At 60.4% G+C, this 18,443-nt stretch carries 5 protein-coding genes; 3 read left to right on the top strand and 2 right to left on the bottom strand.

What is annotated here, in order from left to right; translation table 11 throughout:
• Positions 1 to 61: 61 nt before the first annotated feature.
• Positions 62 to 11,419 carry a hypothetical protein gene (locus AC1D0O_RS09620; RefSeq protein ID WP_477653291.1) on the bottom strand — a complete coding sequence of 3,786 codons (11,358 nt, stop codon included), beginning with the start codon at positions 11,417 to 11,419 and terminating at the stop codon, positions 62 to 64.
• Positions 11,420 to 11,832: 413 nt separating this feature from the next.
• On the opposite strand from AC1D0O_RS09620, the gene AC1D0O_RS09615 reads away from it, so the two are divergent.
• From AC1D0O_RS09615 to AC1D0O_RS09605, 3 genes are all read left to right on the top strand, one after another.
• A complete protein-coding gene (locus AC1D0O_RS09615) occupies positions 11,833 to 12,633 on the top strand; it encodes a hypothetical protein (protein ID WP_477653290.1) in 801 nt (266 codons plus the stop codon).
• Positions 12,634 to 12,717: 84 nt separating this feature from the next.
• Positions 12,718 to 13,965, top strand: coding sequence for a hypothetical protein (locus AC1D0O_RS09610; RefSeq protein WP_477653289.1), 1,248 nt, complete (start codon positions 12,718 to 12,720; stop codon positions 13,963 to 13,965).
• A 286-nt stretch (positions 13,966 to 14,251) separates the two neighbouring features.
• A complete protein-coding gene (locus AC1D0O_RS09605) occupies positions 14,252 to 16,672 on the top strand; it encodes a DUF4238 domain-containing protein (protein ID WP_477653288.1) in 2,421 nt (806 codons plus the stop codon).
• Here the strand turns inward: AC1D0O_RS09605 and AC1D0O_RS09600 are convergent.
• The gene (locus tag AC1D0O_RS09600; RefSeq protein ID WP_477653287.1) at positions 16,665 to 18,350 is read right to left on the bottom strand and encodes a hypothetical protein; all 1,686 of its coding nucleotides are present in this window, start codon (positions 18,348 to 18,350) and stop codon (positions 16,665 to 16,667) included. The two genes, AC1D0O_RS09605 and AC1D0O_RS09600, sit on opposite strands and share 8 nt — an antisense overlap.
• Positions 18,351 to 18,443: the final 93 nt, after the last annotated feature.

The following is an 18,443-nucleotide window of genomic DNA, read 5'->3' as shown; positions in this document are numbered from 1 at the left end:
ATTCTTGGTTCGCCCGCGATTAGATCCAGGCACATTGAGGCAATGCATCAGGCCTCACCCATCAGCTCGCCAGCACCAGCCGGTCGAAATACACAAGCCTGGAATGGGCCGGGCCGCAGTTGCCCGCGAAGGTTTCATGTTCTTCCAGCACGATCGAGTAGCTGCCCGCGGCCCTTTCAGGCACGCGCACCTGGGCCATACGGATGCTGTCGCCCGCCTGGAAGGGAGTTGCTCCCCGCACCAACGCGCCCTTGTCGTCCAGCACGTTGGCCACGGGTGTCCAGCTGTCGCCTGCGCGGTCCGCATGGCGCTCCTCGACGCGCAAATTCCATTCCGAAGCCCCGCTTGACTTGCTCTTGTCCAGCATCGTCCCGGCCACCACCACCTTGTATTCACGTGCTCCTCGCCCAGGCGAAACGGGCGTAATGGTGACGCTGCGCTCGGGCAGTAGTTGCACGAACTCGGAAACCACCACCCTCGACAGGCGCAGGTCGAGGTTTTCGCCGTGCAACGCATGCGGTTGCCACCGCGCCAGCGCAAGCCGCACGAAGGGCTGGTAGGCGAGCTGCGGATCCAACTGGATGTCCGCGAACCAGCGCCCGGTCGCCCGATCAAAGCGCGGCCGATAGAGGGCCAGAACTGCTTTCATGGCATCGCCTGCCGCCGGCGGTGCGTCCGGCAGGTGCTTCAGGTCGACCAAAGGTTCGAAGGTGTTCACGTCCAGCAGATGGTGCGCGTCCGCCGCGAGGGCTTCGTCGGGATGGGCAGCCATCTGTGCACGGGTACGCAGGCGATTGCGGAAAGCCGAAGCCGGCATATTCCCGAACTCTATGTCCTGGCCGGCCAGTGGATCGAGCCCCCAACGAGTGACAAAGGGCTCCACCAATTTGGACGGCGCAAGGAAATGGTGGCTCGTCTGGCGCGTACGGCTCAACTGGAAGCTCCGGTCCAGCGGGTCGAACAAGGCGGCGTGCCAGCAGACCAGCGCCAGCAGTTCCCCATTGCCCGAGGAGTACCACTGAGGTCCCAGCCAGATACGGAACCAGCCCGCCTCCCTTGTGCGCCTGCTTCCACGGTCCGCCGCGGTGTTCTTCCAGCTGTAAAGGGGCATCACGTATTCCACCGCGGGTGGCTCGGGCCGGCATGTCGCCGGAACGACGACTCGCTGCGGCAAGGAACGCAGCGTGAACCGGTCGGCCTCCCGGGCCGGATCCCGGCCCGGCTCGAATTCGATCGCATGCCGGGCCTGCGCCAGCAGTTCGACCTCGATCACGCGGGCGCGGGTGTCACCGAAGTCATAGGGGGTCGTCACCGGCCGGCACGGGACGGCGCGGTCGGGACTGACCGGGATCTCCGCCTCCAGCAGCTGCAAGTGCTGGTGCGCGTCCAGCTCCGGCGCCATCGGGGAGGATGGAGGCATGCCGCAAGAATCCTTGGCGATAGGCGCGATTTCCCGCAGCTGGAACAGCAATCCGCGCCTCTCCTCCACCTTGAGCATCTTCGCGCCCCCCACGCCCGCCGACGCCGTGCCGGCATTGTCACGCCAGCGAGCCTGCGCATCGATATGGCGCGTGGTGGCGCGATCAAGCCGCACATGCCCCGCGAAGCGGGCAGCCGTTTCCGACTCCACGCGGACCACACGGAACGGTTCTTCAATCTCGCTCGTTGGCGACGGGGAATGAGCGATCGCGGGTGCGCCGGCACGCGTGCTGTCGGAAAGCGAGGGGCGCCGCACCGGCAGCGGAGCCGCGTGCAGAAGATCGACTTCCTGCAGGGGATTGAGCATCCAGAACGACGTCATGTTGAGCAGGTCGGACGAGCAGCCAAACGCCGGGCGGGCAGGGGTTGCCGTCTCCTGGCGCATCTCGTGCCAGCGCGAGAGCCGCTCGATCACCCTTTCGCGAACTTCCTGCGGCGCGGCGGACCGGCACTGCAAGCCGCGGCGTATCTGGTCGCCGGCCTCCGGGTCGCATGCGGCTTGCACGATCTGGTCGACGATGGCCGACTGATTCAGCATCTCCACGTCTATCTCGTGCCACACCCGCAGCTTGAGGTGCGTGCCGGGGGCGAGGCGGATGGTTCGCCGGTTCGCCTCGCAGCCAAGCTCGAACCCGCGCACCATGTCGGGAACCGTGGCGACCGGAATGATTTCGATCTCGAGTTCCTGCGCGTACGGCCAGCTTCTCCCCGCCGGGTAGTAGTCGAAATGGTCGATGTACATCAGGCGGTCGTCGCTCGCCCGGTAGAAACCGAGGATGGCCCGCTTCGCCCAGGGATCAGGGTAATACGGAATGCGCGGCGGCGGCGCCCCGCCGGCGAGCCTGCGGAAGTAGCGCTCCTCCGTGTCGTGTTTGCCGCCCTGCACGCCGGTGTACGCGAACAAGAAGGAGGGGAAGTCCCCTTCGGCGGTGAGAATCGCCTCGCCAAAAGCGCCCGCCGGGGGCGCATCACGCATTCGGTCGCCATCGAATACGCCGTGCCGTATGGCTAGCTCGATGCTGGCGCAACGCGGCGGGACCAGCACGCGGCGGCAACGTCCCTCCTCGCCCAGGGTGACGGCCGCGCGGTGGGCCTTCTCGGGACGCAAGGCATTGCGCCTGGGCAATCCTTCGATCAGGACCAGCGGAGGCGCGATGGGCTCGAAGCGCAGGAACGGCGAATGCCCCTTGCCAGTGCTTTCGTCGCCAAGCGAATGCGCGGGATACCCGTTGCGCTCCGCTTCCTCGAGTGCAATACTGTTTCCGTCCGCCATCACGCGGCGCACACCCATGCGATAGCCGAGCCCGAATCGTTGCGGCGTCGCACCCGGCATCGCTTCGTATTCCACACTCAGGCCGCTCAGCACCGCAGCCGGGGCAGCGGGAAGCCCTGTCTCAGGCGTCTCCATCATGGGTGCGCCGTCCGCGTCCGGGCGAGGCACGCCGATCACCCACGAATCCCAGCGCACACGTTCGCCCTCGACGAGGTACTGCGACTTTGCGTCCTCGGGGTTTAACTTGCGTACGGCTTCGACAATCATTCCCTCGTCGGTCATGCCGTTGATGCGGCGGAACAGGTCCGTGATATCACGCCCCCGCAGCAAAACCCGGCGAATGCGGCGCGCTGTCAGCGACGTCCACGGGCGTATGCGCGCACCGGCCGGATCCTGGTCCGGCACCAGAACCTGGACATCGGGACGCAGGCCGATCGAAAGCTGGTCGCAATAAAGATCCTCTTCCTTCTCGGCCTTGCTGTCAGGGGCATTTTTATCCCCGCTCTCCTTTTGCTCAATCAGCGAGAGCCCCACTGTTTCCTGCGGCTGGAGCACCACGGGCACATCGCCGGGCCGTATCCCCGAGAGGACTTCGTTGCGCCACGCGATGGCCGTCTGCATCAGGCGTTGAGGTGTGCGGTCCACATCGATCTGCGTCAGGACAAAGCGCCCGGCCGGTGCGGAGATGTCGACAAGCCCCTCGGCGCCGGAAGGCCGCGTTTCCTTGTCATCTCCTCTTTCCCTGGCGAAGCCATTCTTCACCAGCGTCCGAAAGCGCTTCGTGGGGACCACATCCGCTCCCCAGTTCGCCACGCAGATGGCGTCCGCATCCTGTGCGTCCGCGACGTCAAGATCGACCACCAGCCCCAGAACCTTCATCAACCAAGGATGCGAGGCCAAACCGGCCAATCGCTGGTGGAAGTTCTCCTTCTTCGTTTTTTCCGCCGGCGTCCCGCTGGACATATATGCCGCCTGCCGCATGACAAACTGCTGGGCGAACGGGTCTTCAAGCGACAACCCCATCCCGGTGCGCAGCGGTGTGAAAAGGCCGCGCATCGTATTGAGGGCCGCCGCCGAGTAGGGAATCGAGAGCCCTGCGGCGCGCGGCTTGCCTGCCTTGCCTGCCGCCGGCGGTACAAGGAAGTTCTGGTCGATCCAGTCCTGGTAGTCCTTGTTCGACAACAACCGGTTGGACGATGAGTCGTATGCGTCGGATTTGACCCTGGCAATCGCGACAAATTCGGTTCTACCGGTTACCGGGACATAGGCTTCTGCCGCTCCCAGCAAGGCCGCCTGCAGCGGCGCGGTGGCAAACTTCGGCGTGGCGTAGGTTTGCAGCGCCTGGTCGCCAGGCCGCTCAAAATGCCCCAGCGCGTCTGCAAACAGCAGTCCGGCGCGGCGGCCGGCCAATTGTGAGAGGTCCGCGGTGCTGTGGATCGCCAGCTGCCGGCCCTTGTCCCTGGACAGATCGACATCCGCTACCCCCGGCATCTCCAGCTCGGGCGGGAAGATCGCTTGCCACAGTCTTTCGGCATCCTGCACGGTTAAACCCCATTCGGCGAGACGGGCTCGATACTTCGCACCAATGTCTATGGTGCGCTGCCCGGTCTTCTCATGGCCAGTGATCTTTCCCTCGGAATTTCTGGTCGCCTTGTACAAGGCAAGCTCCAATTGCGGAACACCGGCGAGCAAGCCGGGCCAGTTCCGGCGGGCAGGAGAGTCCTGCTCCAGCACGACTGGCATGGCGCGCAATCCGATGCGCAGCGTGCCGGCGGAAACACCCCACGGCACCACGTACCACATGACGCGCCCAAGGCCGGCGAGGTGCGCGGCCTCCGGCGGCCATGGCCGTCCGGCCTGCAGGGCCCTTGTTTTTGCCTCCCTGCTGATGGTCGTCCATTCATTGCGATCCGGCCGCGGTTCCGGTGTGAACGCCGCCCAGTAGCGCTTCCACGCGCCCCCATGCAGCAGCCCCAGGTGGCGATCTTCTGCTATCGATGGCTCCGCTTTCGCCGGCGAAAGCAGGCCCGCGTAGAGGCCGGGACCATCACTCGCCACCGCACTGTCGGCAGGTAACGGCGCCGAAGCCAGCAGCACACGTTCGTCGGCGGGAAGCGCGGCCTGCCCGCCGCCTCCGCTATCGCCGCCCTTCGCATAGGCAACCGCGGCCGAATAGGTGTAATCAAAAATTCCGAGCGAGAACGAGAAGGTGTACACGGCCTCGCCGCTAACCTGGCCGCTGTTGAGTTGGTTGCTGATGACCACTCGGAGCATGGCGCTGACGTGAATCAGGCCCGCGACGGAAGCCTCACCGGCCGCGCAGAAGAAGCCTTCGATTACCGGCTGGCGGCCGCCCATGCGGATGTAAATCCCGGCGGTGATCCGCCCGGTTCCCGTTACCGGGCCGTATCCGAAGGCGGCCATCGCGCCGTATTCGAACGAGGCCTCGAGAACTTCGAGAGTGTCGGCCCGTGTTCGGACGCAGAGGAAACCTCCTCCTCCGTAGATGCCGGCCGATATCAGAAATGGTTTTTCCTTTTCTGCCAGCTTCAGGGTCGTGCGAACAGGCGAATTGTCGAAGGGTAGTGACGCGGCGATCGAAAAATTGATGTTCTGCACGATGAAACCACCGAGCACGTCGTAAGGCTTCGAGTACTGGTAGCCCACTTCGATACCGCGCGTGCTTGGCAACAGGTAGAAGCCGGAGCGGCCGCCAAATAGCGCCGAGAGCCTGCTCACGAAGCCCAAAGCCTTGCCGGGCTCGACCAGCGTCACATCCGTCTTGCAGTCCAGCGCCTGGCCCGGCTGCGCGCGTAATTTCAGCGCGTCGAAATGGATGCTGAGGAAGTTGCTGCCTCCGGTCTTGCCGAACAGGTGGATGGCAAAAGGTGTCAGCGTCGCTTCAAGGCTGATGCTGGGACGGCCACCCGTCAGGCTGGCCTCGATCACTGAGGAAATTCTGAGCTTTCGCTCTCCCTTGGGCTCGAAGACCGCGCTGTTTCCCTTGGGCGTTTCGCTGACCGTCGTGGACCAGTCGTAGTCGATGCGCACCCGCGTGGGAACGCCGAGCTGGGTCACGATGTCATTCATGATCTGTTCGAGGTCGAGCAACTGGCCGGGATTTCCGCTGGACGCTGCGCGTGAAAGCAGGTCGGCCACCTCCACGGCGGGCTGGATGATCTCCTCGATGGTTTTTGTCCCGCAATTCAAAACTGCCGTACGCAATTTTTTTATGGCGACCTTCAACTCCTGGGACAGGTAGGTATACACGGACGGGCTATTGTCCTCAGGCACGAGTTCATTGAGCACCACCCCAAGTTTCCTGTCCTGCAGGCGCGAGCACAAGTCAGCGAGCACCAATGCCAACTGATCATCGACCACCTTCCGGACCCGGTTTTCGAGTCCGGTGCGGACCGCCTGCAGTCGCGCCCGGATGTTTGCGCGGATGGCGGCTTGCGCGGCCTCGGGCGACAGTGCGCGCATCGCTTGCAGCAGTCCCTGCACCGCCTGAAATGCCTCGCTGGCCTGCTTTACCTGCTCGGAGCGTTCGTCCACAAACTTCCGGATCTCGGCACCCAGCTCGAACTCTGACCGGGCACGCGCCCTCTGGAGCTCGGACCTCAGCAGGTTCACCTGCGCCGCGGCATGGGCGAGTTCCTGCTTCAGGACCGCCAGAAGCGCGCCCTGCACGGCATTGGCCAGCCCGTCAAGCGCCTCGATGCAGTTGGCAAGCAACCCGTCCGGCTGAAACATGTCGTACCACTGCCTGGCCAGCGCGGCATAGTCCGCCGGAACAGCCTTGCCGATCTCGACCAGCGCAGCCATCGAGCGCACCACACGGTCGGGCGCCAGAAGGACATACTCGATGGCGTCTCGCCCGAGGTTCTGCAGTTCTTCGGAGCTACCCGGGGCGCAAGGCCCGCCCCATTTCTGGATCTCTCCAGCCCGCTTGTGAAGCTCTAACAGTGCATCGGCCTCGCTGTTGAGGATATTCATCAGCACCACGGCCGAACGTCTTGCGGCGGCGAACGCAGGCGCCTGCGCGGGATGGGCCGCCTCCTGGCCGGCGATTGCCCGCCCTACCATCGTCGACATTGCCACGCAGGCCTTAACGATTCGATCGGTTTTCGACCCGGCCGTGCTCACCTGCGCCTTGATCTCGCTGGTAAGTTGCGCAGCCAGCGCGGTGCATGCGCCTGCGGCGATCTGCTCGAAGCAGACCAGTTGTTGGGTCACATCCGCGATGGCGGTCTTCAACTCGATGAACAGGTTGTCGCGAATAGCCTCCAGGGTCTTCCGGGCGTCGTCCCTGGCTGCCAGCAGTTCCGCCAGCAAGTCGTCAACCCGCACCAGGGCCGCGCGCACGCGGGCATAGGCGGGGCTGGACGCGAGGTCGGCGATCAGTGTGCGAAGCTGCTCGCGAAGCGCGGCTTCGGCCACTGCCCCGGCCACCGCCAGCAACGCTTTGGTGACGGCGGCGGGCGGCAAAAGCGTACGCAGCAAGTCCAGCGTTTCACGGGCTGTCTTGATGAACTGCGCCATGGCTTGCGGCAGCAGCACGACGGGATCGTTCACGATCGCACGGACGCTGGCCGCAAGCTTGTCGCTGGCGGCGCCTATCGCGTTGGCGGCCGACAGGATGGACGCGGGATCCGGAGCGGACTCCTTGACGAGCCGGTCGGCTGAACCCACGGCGGACATCAGGCGTTCCCAATCGGGGCGCAAGCGGTCGGCCGCGATCCCCTCAGGACTGTCCTGGGGGAAATACCCCTGCTTGAACCACTTGCCGGCGTCGCGCGTACGCGCGAGGATGAAGTCCACCGCCGCGCGCAAGGCCGGCAGTGCCAGGTCGTACAGGTCTTGCCGCTTGATGGTGGGAATCTCGGTTCCCGTGGTAACCAGCAAAACCTCAAGCACGTCCACCAGTCGTACCACGCCGAGCAGCTTTGCATCGCCCAGCACTTCGGCGAAATATTCCTTCGGGTTGAAATCATCCGCATGCCCGGTTTGCTGGCCCGGCTGGTTGCTTTCGCTCTTGCCGGCCAGCCCTGCCGGCGCGGCTGCGCCCACCTGCACGAGCTTGTCGGCCGGCCCGCCTATCAGGCCGCGCGTGCGGGACAGCCAGACCGCCTTGGTACTCGGGCTGGCGAATCCACCCGAGCGTGAAGTGTCCTCGCCAAAATTCATGTGGGGTGCGACATCGACAAAAACGCCGAACACTTTTGCAGCATTCCCGGCACCGTCCAAACCAGATTCAAGGTAGACCGCGTCAAATTCGACGAGGTAGCGGCCGGCCGCGTTCCCAGTGAGCACGGCGAGTTGCGTCGAGGCAGTTTCCGCCCGGCGCCGGACGGGATAAAACGGCGGCTGGTTATCGGCCTCCATTCGGGGCGTGACCATCAGGCGAGTGGCATCGAGGACAGGCTTGTCGTCGTAACCGTTATCGAGCGGCACTGCCACACCCAGGAGGATGCGCGAAGTTTCGATATCGGTGTTCTCGCTGCGCTCGCCGGGCAGGTAAGGCAGCTTTGCCGATGTCACCTGGGCAAAGTAGCGGGGGAACTGTTCTTTCCAGGCAGCCAGTTTCCACCCCGTTCGTGTCTTGACTTCTTCCCGCCACGCATCCACCACTTTTTTGAGCATGTCCTTGTTGTGCGCGACATGGTTGTCGACAAAGACCAGCGGCGCCGCGTAAGTCGTTCGCGTAAGCGTGTCCTCGAACTCGAAGATGACGTCCTTCGCCGTATTGCCCTCCCCGGGTACCCGCGGCCAGAAAGCGGCAACGCCGAGCCCGCCAACCGAATCTTTTGAGGGCTCAACCAGATCCGGTGTCGTGAACGATCGCATGCCTGTTTCCGCGTGGCCCCAGAGGCGGTCATGCGGCTGGCCGACAGCCTTGAAAGAACGCTTGAACTCCGGCACATGGATGAAAAAGCGTTGTACGAGGCGCGCCACCCAACGCTTCCCTTCCAGGCAAAACCTGCGGTCTGTGAGTTTGATCAGGATGGCAGGCTGCCCCAGCGGGAAAAGAAAGCCCTTGTACTCGATGCGAGCATAGGTGTCGCGGCCAAGCTGCGCGTCGTGGTCGTAGCGCATGACGGTCAGCGCGCCGCGCGACTCGTGCGAGGCCGGTGGACTCCAAGCGCCGCGGTACCGGAAGGTGGCGCCCTGGCTCGTTAGCAGCAGGATCTCCGCACTCATGGGCACCGGCATATAGCGACCGGGTTTGAAGGATACGCCCTCACCCGCCGGTGTATGCGTATTCACCGTGGGACCGTCATCAAGGTTACAGCCCTGCACCTGCTTGCTCCCGCAAAGCGCCTTGAAGTTATAGACGGCCGTCAAGCTCACGAGTTCGTGGAGGTCGCGCGCGTCGTACGAAGCCCGGAAGTCCTTTTCAAGCGGGCTGGAGGCATTGAAAGGGAGTGGCGGGGAGAAGACGTCAATCTTTCCACCCCATTCCGTCTCCGTTCCACCCACGAAGCTGGCGCGGCTCGAATACAAGGCCCGCACGCCCACGCGCGACATGCGCGCGCTCCACAATTCCACCACCGCCGTGGCGCCGGCACTGCTGGCGCCGGCAGGCGAGGCCAGAGTCCATCCGGGCATGACGCCATTGCGGTCCGGCACCGGGCTGACCACGAGCTGCGCCGGTGCTTCAATCCGCGTCGCGTATTCATGATGGGAAAACGCCGGATCGTTGATCTTGGGGCGGCTGGATATGACGCTGGCCGGATTGGTGATCATCTCGTCCAGCGGATCGCCCCGCTCCGCGTCCTTGTTCAGGGACAACGTGCCGGGCCTGGCGGCCCGCCGGCTGAAAACCGGCTCCAGCTTCGCCTGTCCGCGCGCGGGTTCCGAGCCTTCCGACCAGCTGAAAAGCGCATCCATCCCGAGCGGCAAGGTCTCGCCGGGCTGGAAGCGGAAGGTCAGGTGCGTGGCGCCGGCGGGCTGGTGCCGCGTGATGCCGGAGCCTGCGGGTTGGCACGATGCCGAAGCGGCGCGACTGCTCATGTTCTTGGCCTGCTGTGTGCCGCGGAATTTGTCAAACGTCTCGCGCGAATCTTTCTCCTTGAGCTGGGCGATGAACTGCCCCATGGGAAAAGCCGGGTTCGGCTTGGGCAGCCCGGCCGGGTACGGCGAATTGGCTCCACTGATGCGGATAAGGGCGAGGGCCGCCACCTCGTCGGGCACTGGCAGCGTATCGACGACGGGAGTCCTCGCGTCTTGACACCAGTCCGTGAAATAAACAGCTTCCTCACGGACGTGCTGCGAACCGAAATCGAATTCAATCAGCGGCGACTGCTCAGGCGTACCGTTTCCGACGCCGGCAAGGTACCAGCCCCGCAGGTTCTGCCGCAGTTGCACGTTGCGAAACCGGATCGTGCAGAAAAGCCCGTCGACTGCGCGGCGCAGAACGAGGTCATAAGGATCGAGCCGGATGTCGTACCGGGCGAATTGAAATGCGTCCGCCAGCGGATGGTGCTTTGTCTCTTCATCCGCAGACGCGACACGCCGCTTGAAGACTGCCTGGTCGCTGCCATGCAGGGCGACCACGAACTCCGCAGCCTGTGGATCCTCCCGACTCGGGGGTACTCCCGGCGATTCGGTCGACGCCAGCAGCACACCACGCCCTGGCGGAATCGAGAAACGCACGGAGCCGCCATCGAACCGCACCCACCCATCGCCGCCCGGCACGGCACGCGCCACGCAACTCTCGCCCTGTGGCGTGTAGCTGCGGGTCAGGGCGGCCGAGCGTAGTGGCAGATCGATGCACCCGCGTTCTTTCCAGCGGAGAGCACCCGCCCCTTCGCCGTCTGCGGAGAGGGTGAGGGTTGCCCGGTCGCGGCCCGCATCGATAAAACTGGATGTGTCCCCGCGCAGTTCGAGCCCCGGCTGAGTGTCTCCAAAATCCGCCGCGTGGTGGCCGCTGACGCGGCTCCATATCCACGTCTTGGGATCCATAGGGATGGCCGCCTCGCCGGCGGCGGCAAGCTGCAGCCTCCAGTCCGAGACTTTCAGCGGCTGGGCGTCAAAGAGCGCGGAGCCCTCGTCGATAGCGCTCGCCGTGAAGGTCCAGTCCGCAGCCATGCGCAAACGACCGGTCAGATTAGAGAAGCGCAATTCGCGGCCGGCGCGCACCTCGGCTGCCGGCAACCGAAAGCTTGCTTCCGCCGCTTCGAGGCCGAGGAGCCAAAGATGAAAGCGCGTGCGTGCTTCGAAGCCGACACCGGGCATGCGCAGATGCGCGGCCCACTCTCCACCGTTGCGTTGGGCTTTGAGGAACAGATTGGCCGGAATATCGGTACCCGGGAACAAGGCGTCGTTCAATTCGACGCGCAAGCTATCCCGCGACGACTGGACTCTGAGCTTCGGAGCGCCATCAAACCACTGCGCGTCAAGCCGCCACGCCGGCGTCCGGCCTACCAATAATTCGACGGAATTTCGATCGCCCTGGACGCTGAAATTATTGGCCGCGCGAGCCGCATGGCCAACGAGCGGGACGATGACAGAGCTGCTCCCGATCCCGAGCAGCAAGGAGCGCCGTGATGGCGTGGCAGCCCCGAGAGCCGACAAGATCCGCTCGTAGTGCGACGCAGGTATCGCGGGGTGTGGAATATCAAGCGGCACGAGGCCCGCCAGGCGTCCCTCCATTCGATCATCCATCGCCGCTCCTTTTTTTTGTGAGGCGTATTCCGCCCGGGCATTGCTTGCCGCATGCGGTCACGATAGAGGAGAGTGCGGCGCGCCGCATCCTCCAAGTTGAGGAGGCGAAAGCCTGGATGCAGACATTTGTGCGCTGCTGTTTGCCACGCGCAATCTTAAAAACCGCCGTCAGTCGAAGAACTGCCCCGCGCCGCGCCCCTGAGCCCGCGCCAGATCAGCGGCGCCACACGATAGACGTGGCGGCCAACGAAACCGGCCGGGGCCGGGAGGCGACTGGGGAATACGCCGTGTGGCGTATGTGGGGCGGGCGATATGCTGTGGAGCTTCTGCCTGGGAGCCGGCATTTTTTACCTCTTTTTCGCCGGAATTCCCGGGTGCCAGCTGCGCCGCCACACACTACTATTCATCCAGCCATGCTCTTCCGCTTCTATTTATTGCCATGCCTGGTCCTTGCGTTCAGCTGCTGCACCGCGCGGGCGGCTGACGTCGTGGCGGAGGCTGAGATGCACATTTTCATCGCGGACACCTACCTCGCCAAAGCGGCGGATACCTGCGCGCAGAAGCTGCCGGAACTTCGGCAAGCACTACAGGCGGCCCGGCAGGAATTTCACCAGCGCCTACGGCCCGAGATCGAACGCGGAAGAGAAACTGGCCGGGCGCTTGCCGCATCGCGCGGAAAAGACATCGACGAAATGGCAAACCGGATCGCGGACCAGAATATGGCGAGCGTCACCCTGCAAGCAGCGGAGAGTCCCGGTATCCGGAAGTTCTGCGAAAGTGTTCTCGAAACAAAAAGCGTGGCACGGTGGTCCATCGATGACTTTCTCCGGCAGGGTTTCGAGTCGCTCATGATGGAAGTCGGAAATCGTCAAGGTCTGCCCTGCGATTTCATCGCCATATCGTTCGAGAGGCTCGCCCGTCGTTTTCTCGAACTCCGAAACTCACCTCCCGAAATGCTGGAGCTTGCAAGCTTGCATCTGCGTCTGGAGCTTGGCGGTTTGAAGCAGAAGGCCTCCAACTGCCTGGCAGTTCAAGTGCGAGCTGCGGAATACCGGGTTACCCCGGACAAGGAACTGGGGACGGTCGCAGACTTGCTCAGCTCGATGGAGACTGTACTCATGCCAGCATGGGAAAGCCGTGGGAAGACGGTGGAGAGCGCGGCTACCGTGGATAAGAGAGTTGATGAATTTCTGGCAAGGCGAGCACAAAAATAGAACCGGCGGGTCAGCGGTTAACGTTGCTCATCACAACAGGCGGAAGAAAGAGGGACAACCGTGCCAGATCCAGACAATAGATCCGTGGCCGCCAGATGCAGCGCCAATATAGAAGCGCTCAAGAAGTCGGCGACCTTCGCCATGTCCTTGGGAGCGAAGGAGCTGTTCCACACCAATTTTCTGGCCTTCCTTCTTGAGTCGGAGGATCCGGAACTGGAGCAATTGCGCCGCGGCTTGCGCGACGCCCTGAAATTTCCTGTCGAGAATGATGAGCGCTCCACATGTGCAGTGTGGCGCGAGAAAAAGCATATGGACCTGATATTGGTCCCACTTTTGCGCGCTCCTGATGAGGCCGGTGAGCTTGTTCTGAACAGCAAACGCGCGCACATCGTCGAAGCAAAGTTAAAGAGCGTTCCGACCAGTGAGCAACTCCGCCGCTACGACACGGCCCTGGACGAGGGATTTCAGCTAACACTCGAAAGCGACACGCGGCCACAGACAATATGGCTTGGCCCTAAAAACAAGAAGAAGGAGCCCGGCCAGGTCATCACAAAGACACTCTTGTCCACCTCGAATCATGAGGTTCAGTCCGGTTGGACGCCCACAATCTGGGCTGAGGTGTCCACAGCGATCGCGACAAACCTGCCTCTGAATGACCCATCCGAACTGAGCACCATCCTCGGCGACTACAGCAAGTCCTTGGGACAGCTGGTCGCGGTGGTGGACGCGGCATCGACCAGGGCGGAAGAGCTTCTGGAAACTAACGCCCCTTTTGCGCAACTCCTGAGCGAGACCGAAGACCCTCAATTTTCCCGAATCCGCCTCAAGGACCTTGTGTCAAAAGTCATGTACGACAGATGGCTCAGGGATGAAACCGGGAAGCTAAAAGATGAGGAAGCGCTGCGCGAGGCCTACGTCGTCTATACCCACAGCATTCCCGGAATTGGACTGGAGTATGAAATTCCGACAAGCAACAAAGACAACCCGCTGCGCATCGGTGTACAAATCCAGGGCGCCGAATTTCGCCACTATCTTGCGGCGGTAGATGACACATCCAATCTCCAAGCCATCGCGGCATCAGAGCCGCTCTGGACTGAATGGCTTCACACATCAACATCGTTGGGCAAGCTGTCAGGCAAGCGGAGCCAGAGGCCAGACGATACGACGGACCTTCGCGCCTACAACAAGAAGCGGTTTGTCTTCAGGTGCATTCCAATTGCGGATCAAGCCACGTTGAAAGATGTCAGCCAGGCCCTTCAGGAATCGCTTCGGCTTGCGCGTGAGATCGCTCAAAGGAAGTCGGTATCTGAGTTGGCGAAGACGGCGATGTGACGAGGGCGTCCTGAGGACTTCGAGATTTGGACGGGCGTGTGAATCGTGTTTCGCTGCGCAACAGCCTGAGAAAACAAGGCCTTGGGACAAAGCTGAGTGGATTCTGGGGACCGGAGGGAGATTGGGGAATACGCCGGGTGGAGTATGTGAGGTGGGCGGTATGCTGTGGGGACCAGCTTAAGGGCTGGTATCTGCAGGGGAAGCCGCGGCGCCCATTTGGCTCGTCCCTCTTCCTGATACTAAGTTACCCAACAAGTGACAAAACAAGAACAGGTAGAAGACTCTGATGGCCAGCCAAATTACTCGCAATAACCACTACGTGCCTCAGTGGTATCAACGGGGATTTCTACCTAAAGGACAGCATAAACTTCATGTGCTGAATATGTCGCCGATTATTGAGGTACATGGGAAGCCGGCCATTCCGAGTAAGGAACTCGAATTCAAAGGTCCCAAGCAGTCCTTTCAGGCATTCGATCTCTACACGACGAGCTTTGGCGAAAAGCTTAATGACGAGGTCGAACGATTCCTATTTGGCGCGATTGACACGAATGGAGCATTGGCCGTTCGGGCGTGGATTGCTGGCGATGGAGTGCAGATGCACACGCGGTTCCAGGATTTCTTCAGCTACCTGGATGCGCAAAAACTCCGTACGCCTAAGGGTTTGGACTGGATACTGAGCCAATATAGAGGCCTTTCCCAGCTCGACCTAATGCTAGAGATGCAACAGCTGCGAACCATGCATGCAACGATGTGGACAGAGTGCGTGCGAGAAATCGTCTCCGCAAGAAAGTCCGCCGTCAAATTTCTCGTAAGTGACCATCCTGTCACTGTTTACCATGGCGATCTCTCGCCCGACTCGCCTGAGTGTCAGTACCCGGCTGACCCAGGCATTGAGTTGGTAGGATCGCAGACGCTGTTCCCCCTTGATTCCAATCATTGCCTCATCCTGACAAATCTGGAACATGCAGAGAATCCGCATTCTGGCGCATCATTAGCGAGGCGCGCGAATGCAAGATTCAGAGGGCCGAGTCTTGCGCGGACCGACGCGCTAATTCGCAAGCGGGATTTATCAGAGGACGACGTTAACGCGATCAATCGCATCTTGAAATCTAGAGCTAGGCAGTATGTGGCAGCCTCGAATCCCGATTGGCTCTATCCCGAGCGCCTTAGCACCGCCCCGTGGAAGGAACTCGGCAAGGTGCTTCACCCTGGCCGTGATCTATGGAAGTTCGGTGGCGAGATTTTCATTGGGTATGAGGATGGCACGACGGAATATCGCGACAAGTTTGGCCGCACGACCTCTCACGCACATCTCGCGAAGAAAAAGCCCGAAGGTAAGCTGGAGGCCACAAGTGAATGCGGCTGCGGCTCTGGCCTGTCCTATAGTCAATGCTGCGAACTACTTCCACCGCAGAATCGCCCCAGGTGGGATGTCTATAGCATCCGCGAGCGGAACCTTATTCTGTGCAGAGCTGCCCGCGATATCCTAGGTTTGAACAAGGGTGCAAGCTGGGACGACGTTCGACGCAATCTCACTGATGAGCAAGTAAGACGCCTGCACGAGGTTTTCGCGTCACTCTGGCCGCGGGACACGCAAATCGCGGAACTGCTGCCGCGGCCCCAAACCACTAGGTCGCGCGGGGTCCTCATGGGCCTTGTTGATCCGCGGACGTTGCCGTACTCCGGATTGGCTCTGCTACCCTATCTCGACGAGTTGGTCCTTGTGCATCCGTTTATCAATGGCGGCGGGATAAAGCCTGAGTACAGCCCGCTCCACTCCCCTGCCAAGTTTAAAGAGGAGACCCTGCGCAATGTGTTCCTGCTCTTCCTTCTAGAAGACGACATTGCCCGCGGTCGTGTGCACCTTGTGCCAGATCCGATTGATTTCGATCCTGGCTTTAGAGATGAAATCATGGCTATTGCTGAGGCCAGCAGAGAAAAAACAGCGATGGGTTCTGCTGACAGATGGATGATGGAGCTAATTTTCAAGGACCTGGAATTCCAGACCGTCAAACGTCTCCCCGAAGAGAGGCAGAAGTCATACCTGCATTCAAAGATGCCGGACATGAGCAAGGAAGAAATTCAGGCCGTTTATGACCACTGGCAGCGCGAATTGCATAAAGACAATTTCGCATTGCTTCAACCTCCGCCAGATGGTGAAGGGAACGGGTCATTTCATCTACAAAAAGGATTCGGCCGTGAGACGGGCTTGTTCATGGCCGCAATGACCGGTTCAATAATACTTGTCGAATCAGAGATGCAATGGAGGCGGTTACATGTGTCGGACCGAGGAAACTCCCTCAAACAGGACCCCCAGTGGACAGCAGCACTTAAGCGACTGCCCGAAGCTCAGGCGTATGTTCCAAAGAATAGCTATGGGCATATAACGGACCCGGCAAATGCTGACGCGGTTCGAGCTTTGTTACGAGACATATCGGTCGCACGGTGGAAGGAGGATGACAAAGCCGCCGAGTCAGTTGCAAAAAGACTCGATGCCGTGTTGTCCGCCAATGGACCTGCCGTCAGTGACCTCGTCCTGTCACTGATTCCCTCCCTGCCGATCGGTGGATTCCAGCGCAAGGATGTATCTCGGATGTTGATCACGTTCGGACGACCTGCCGACACGAGGCCCGCACCACTGGCTCTATTTCTAAAGAAAATGTGGTTAGATGAAGAAAAATCCGAACAGGAGCCGACAGTCACATGACATATTCGACTGGATCCTCGCCCCCGAGGCGCAGTTGACTCATCCAATCCTCAGGAAAGCAAGCCACGTCAGAAATCGCCTCGATCGCGAGCTTATTTAAGCCAAAAAGGTTTTGCGCGCTTCGAGGGGGAAGCACGTCCGTCTGGCACTCGGACATTATCTGAAAGCCCACCTCCTCTCCCTGGACCTCTATGCTTCGGCGTTTTGCGGGACAACGAATCGACGCCAGTTGCAATAGAGCTTCATGAATAGCCATCACGTCGCCGTCAGACCTTCGCAGGAAGTAGCGGAAGACTGCGAAGTTTGAAACCGCAACGTCAGAACTAGGAGTGTTTTGAAATGGATCGTAGATATCCCACCATGTAAGGACAACCAGCACGATGTTGGCGGGTTTAGCTATCGGCAGTTTTTCACCAAATATGTCGCTCAACTTCCAGTCCCCACTAGAAATTGCCGCAGAAGTCTGACGTAATTGTCTTTCCGCTTTTTCGTAGTTAACTCGTTGCTCCGAGAAATTGCTCGCCTGAAAATTAGTGCGAAATCTATCAAAAACAGTTTTCACCTCGCACAACATCAAGTCTCCAGTTCTCGGATTAAGAACAGCAATATCTATATCTCCCAGATTTTTTTTCACTCGACAAGTCGCGAATAGCGCTTTCCCGTCTCGCTCAATGTCACGAATCAAATACTGTGCAACTGAAGCCGATGCGGAACCAACGGTGGTATTCCAAGCATTCGGATATCGCCTCATTAGCAACGCGAGCAATGTCAAATTAGGATGAAGAACATGAAAAGCGAAGTGCCACCTAATATAGAAATCACCCGTTTGAACAAATGGCGCTGGTAAACCCCACTCAGCCGCCTCGTCTGGGGTGACCGCAAAAACCGAGAGCAGTCGCTCCATCTCTTCGGTGGTTATCTGCGTCTTCCCGTACTTGCTGGTGAAGGTTTTAAAGGCTGCTAAAAGTTCCGTTTTCGTCGTCCAAACCGCATGTCGGGCCTTAGAAAGCCATGAAAAAAAGGCCAAGAAGGTGATGAGACCGTTTTCGCTAAGATTGGCCTCCTTCAAAAAGCAATCCCACTGACCTTGAGTTCCATTACGAAGAGGCTCCAGTATCCGAACTCCTGTCGCCAGGCCAAGTTTTACTAGATCCGTCTTCTCAGGACCACGCCGGATCAAAGCTCGTTCTGCGTGGCTCATTTCGTAGTTCTCTGCTTTGTTAGACAGCAAATGCAGCGCTGACCGCATAGCGTACGGACTAATGGTGGCGCTATATACCGTACCCACCCGCTCAATCTTCCAGATTCCGTTTTCCATCGAACCTCTTAAGTGGGACGCGAAACTTTTCGCGTTCTCGAATCCCAGCAGTTCCTTGATTCTTGGATCCTCCACGTCATGCATACCAAAATGCGGCCCGACAAAATCATCTCGCCTCAAGAGTTTCTGAAGGATTTTTATGACATTTGTCCAAAGAGTTCCGTGGTCGGCGGAGCTATAGCGTGGCGTGCGATCAACAATCAAATTTCCGCGTTTCAACGCCAGTGAAATGAGCATTGGGGCAGCATAGCCAGACGGAGGAAGGTCAGCATATAAGCGTTCCTCACACCGCTTATAGAACTCCTCTAATTTGTCAATTTCGCGGGTCAAACTCGCAGAGGGATCGTCGATTTCAGTCATTGCGTACTTCCACTGTTTACTTCAGTTAATTGGGGCAAAGAGAGGTTTAATTTTTACTGGCGTAATGACACCTAAAAAATAGCGACGATTCAA

This window comes from Polaromonas sp. P1_F2, from assembly GCF_056405735.1.
This window is presented reverse-complemented; position numbering and strand designations above follow the sequence as displayed.

Coding starts and splice junctions, on each gene's coding strand:
- AC1D0O_RS09620 (WP_477653291.1), bottom strand. CDS start 11,419: ATGGATGATCGAATGGAGGGACGCCTGGCGGGCCTCGTGCCGCTTGAT.
- AC1D0O_RS09615 (WP_477653290.1), top strand. CDS start 11,833: ATGCTCTTCCGCTTCTATTTATTGCCATGCCTGGTCCTTGCGTTCAGC.
- AC1D0O_RS09605 (WP_477653288.1), top strand. CDS start 14,252: ATGGCCAGCCAAATTACTCGCAATAACCACTACGTGCCTCAGTGGTAT.
- AC1D0O_RS09600 (WP_477653287.1), bottom strand. CDS start 18,350: ATGACTGAAATCGACGATCCCTCTGCGAGTTTGACCCGCGAAATTGAC.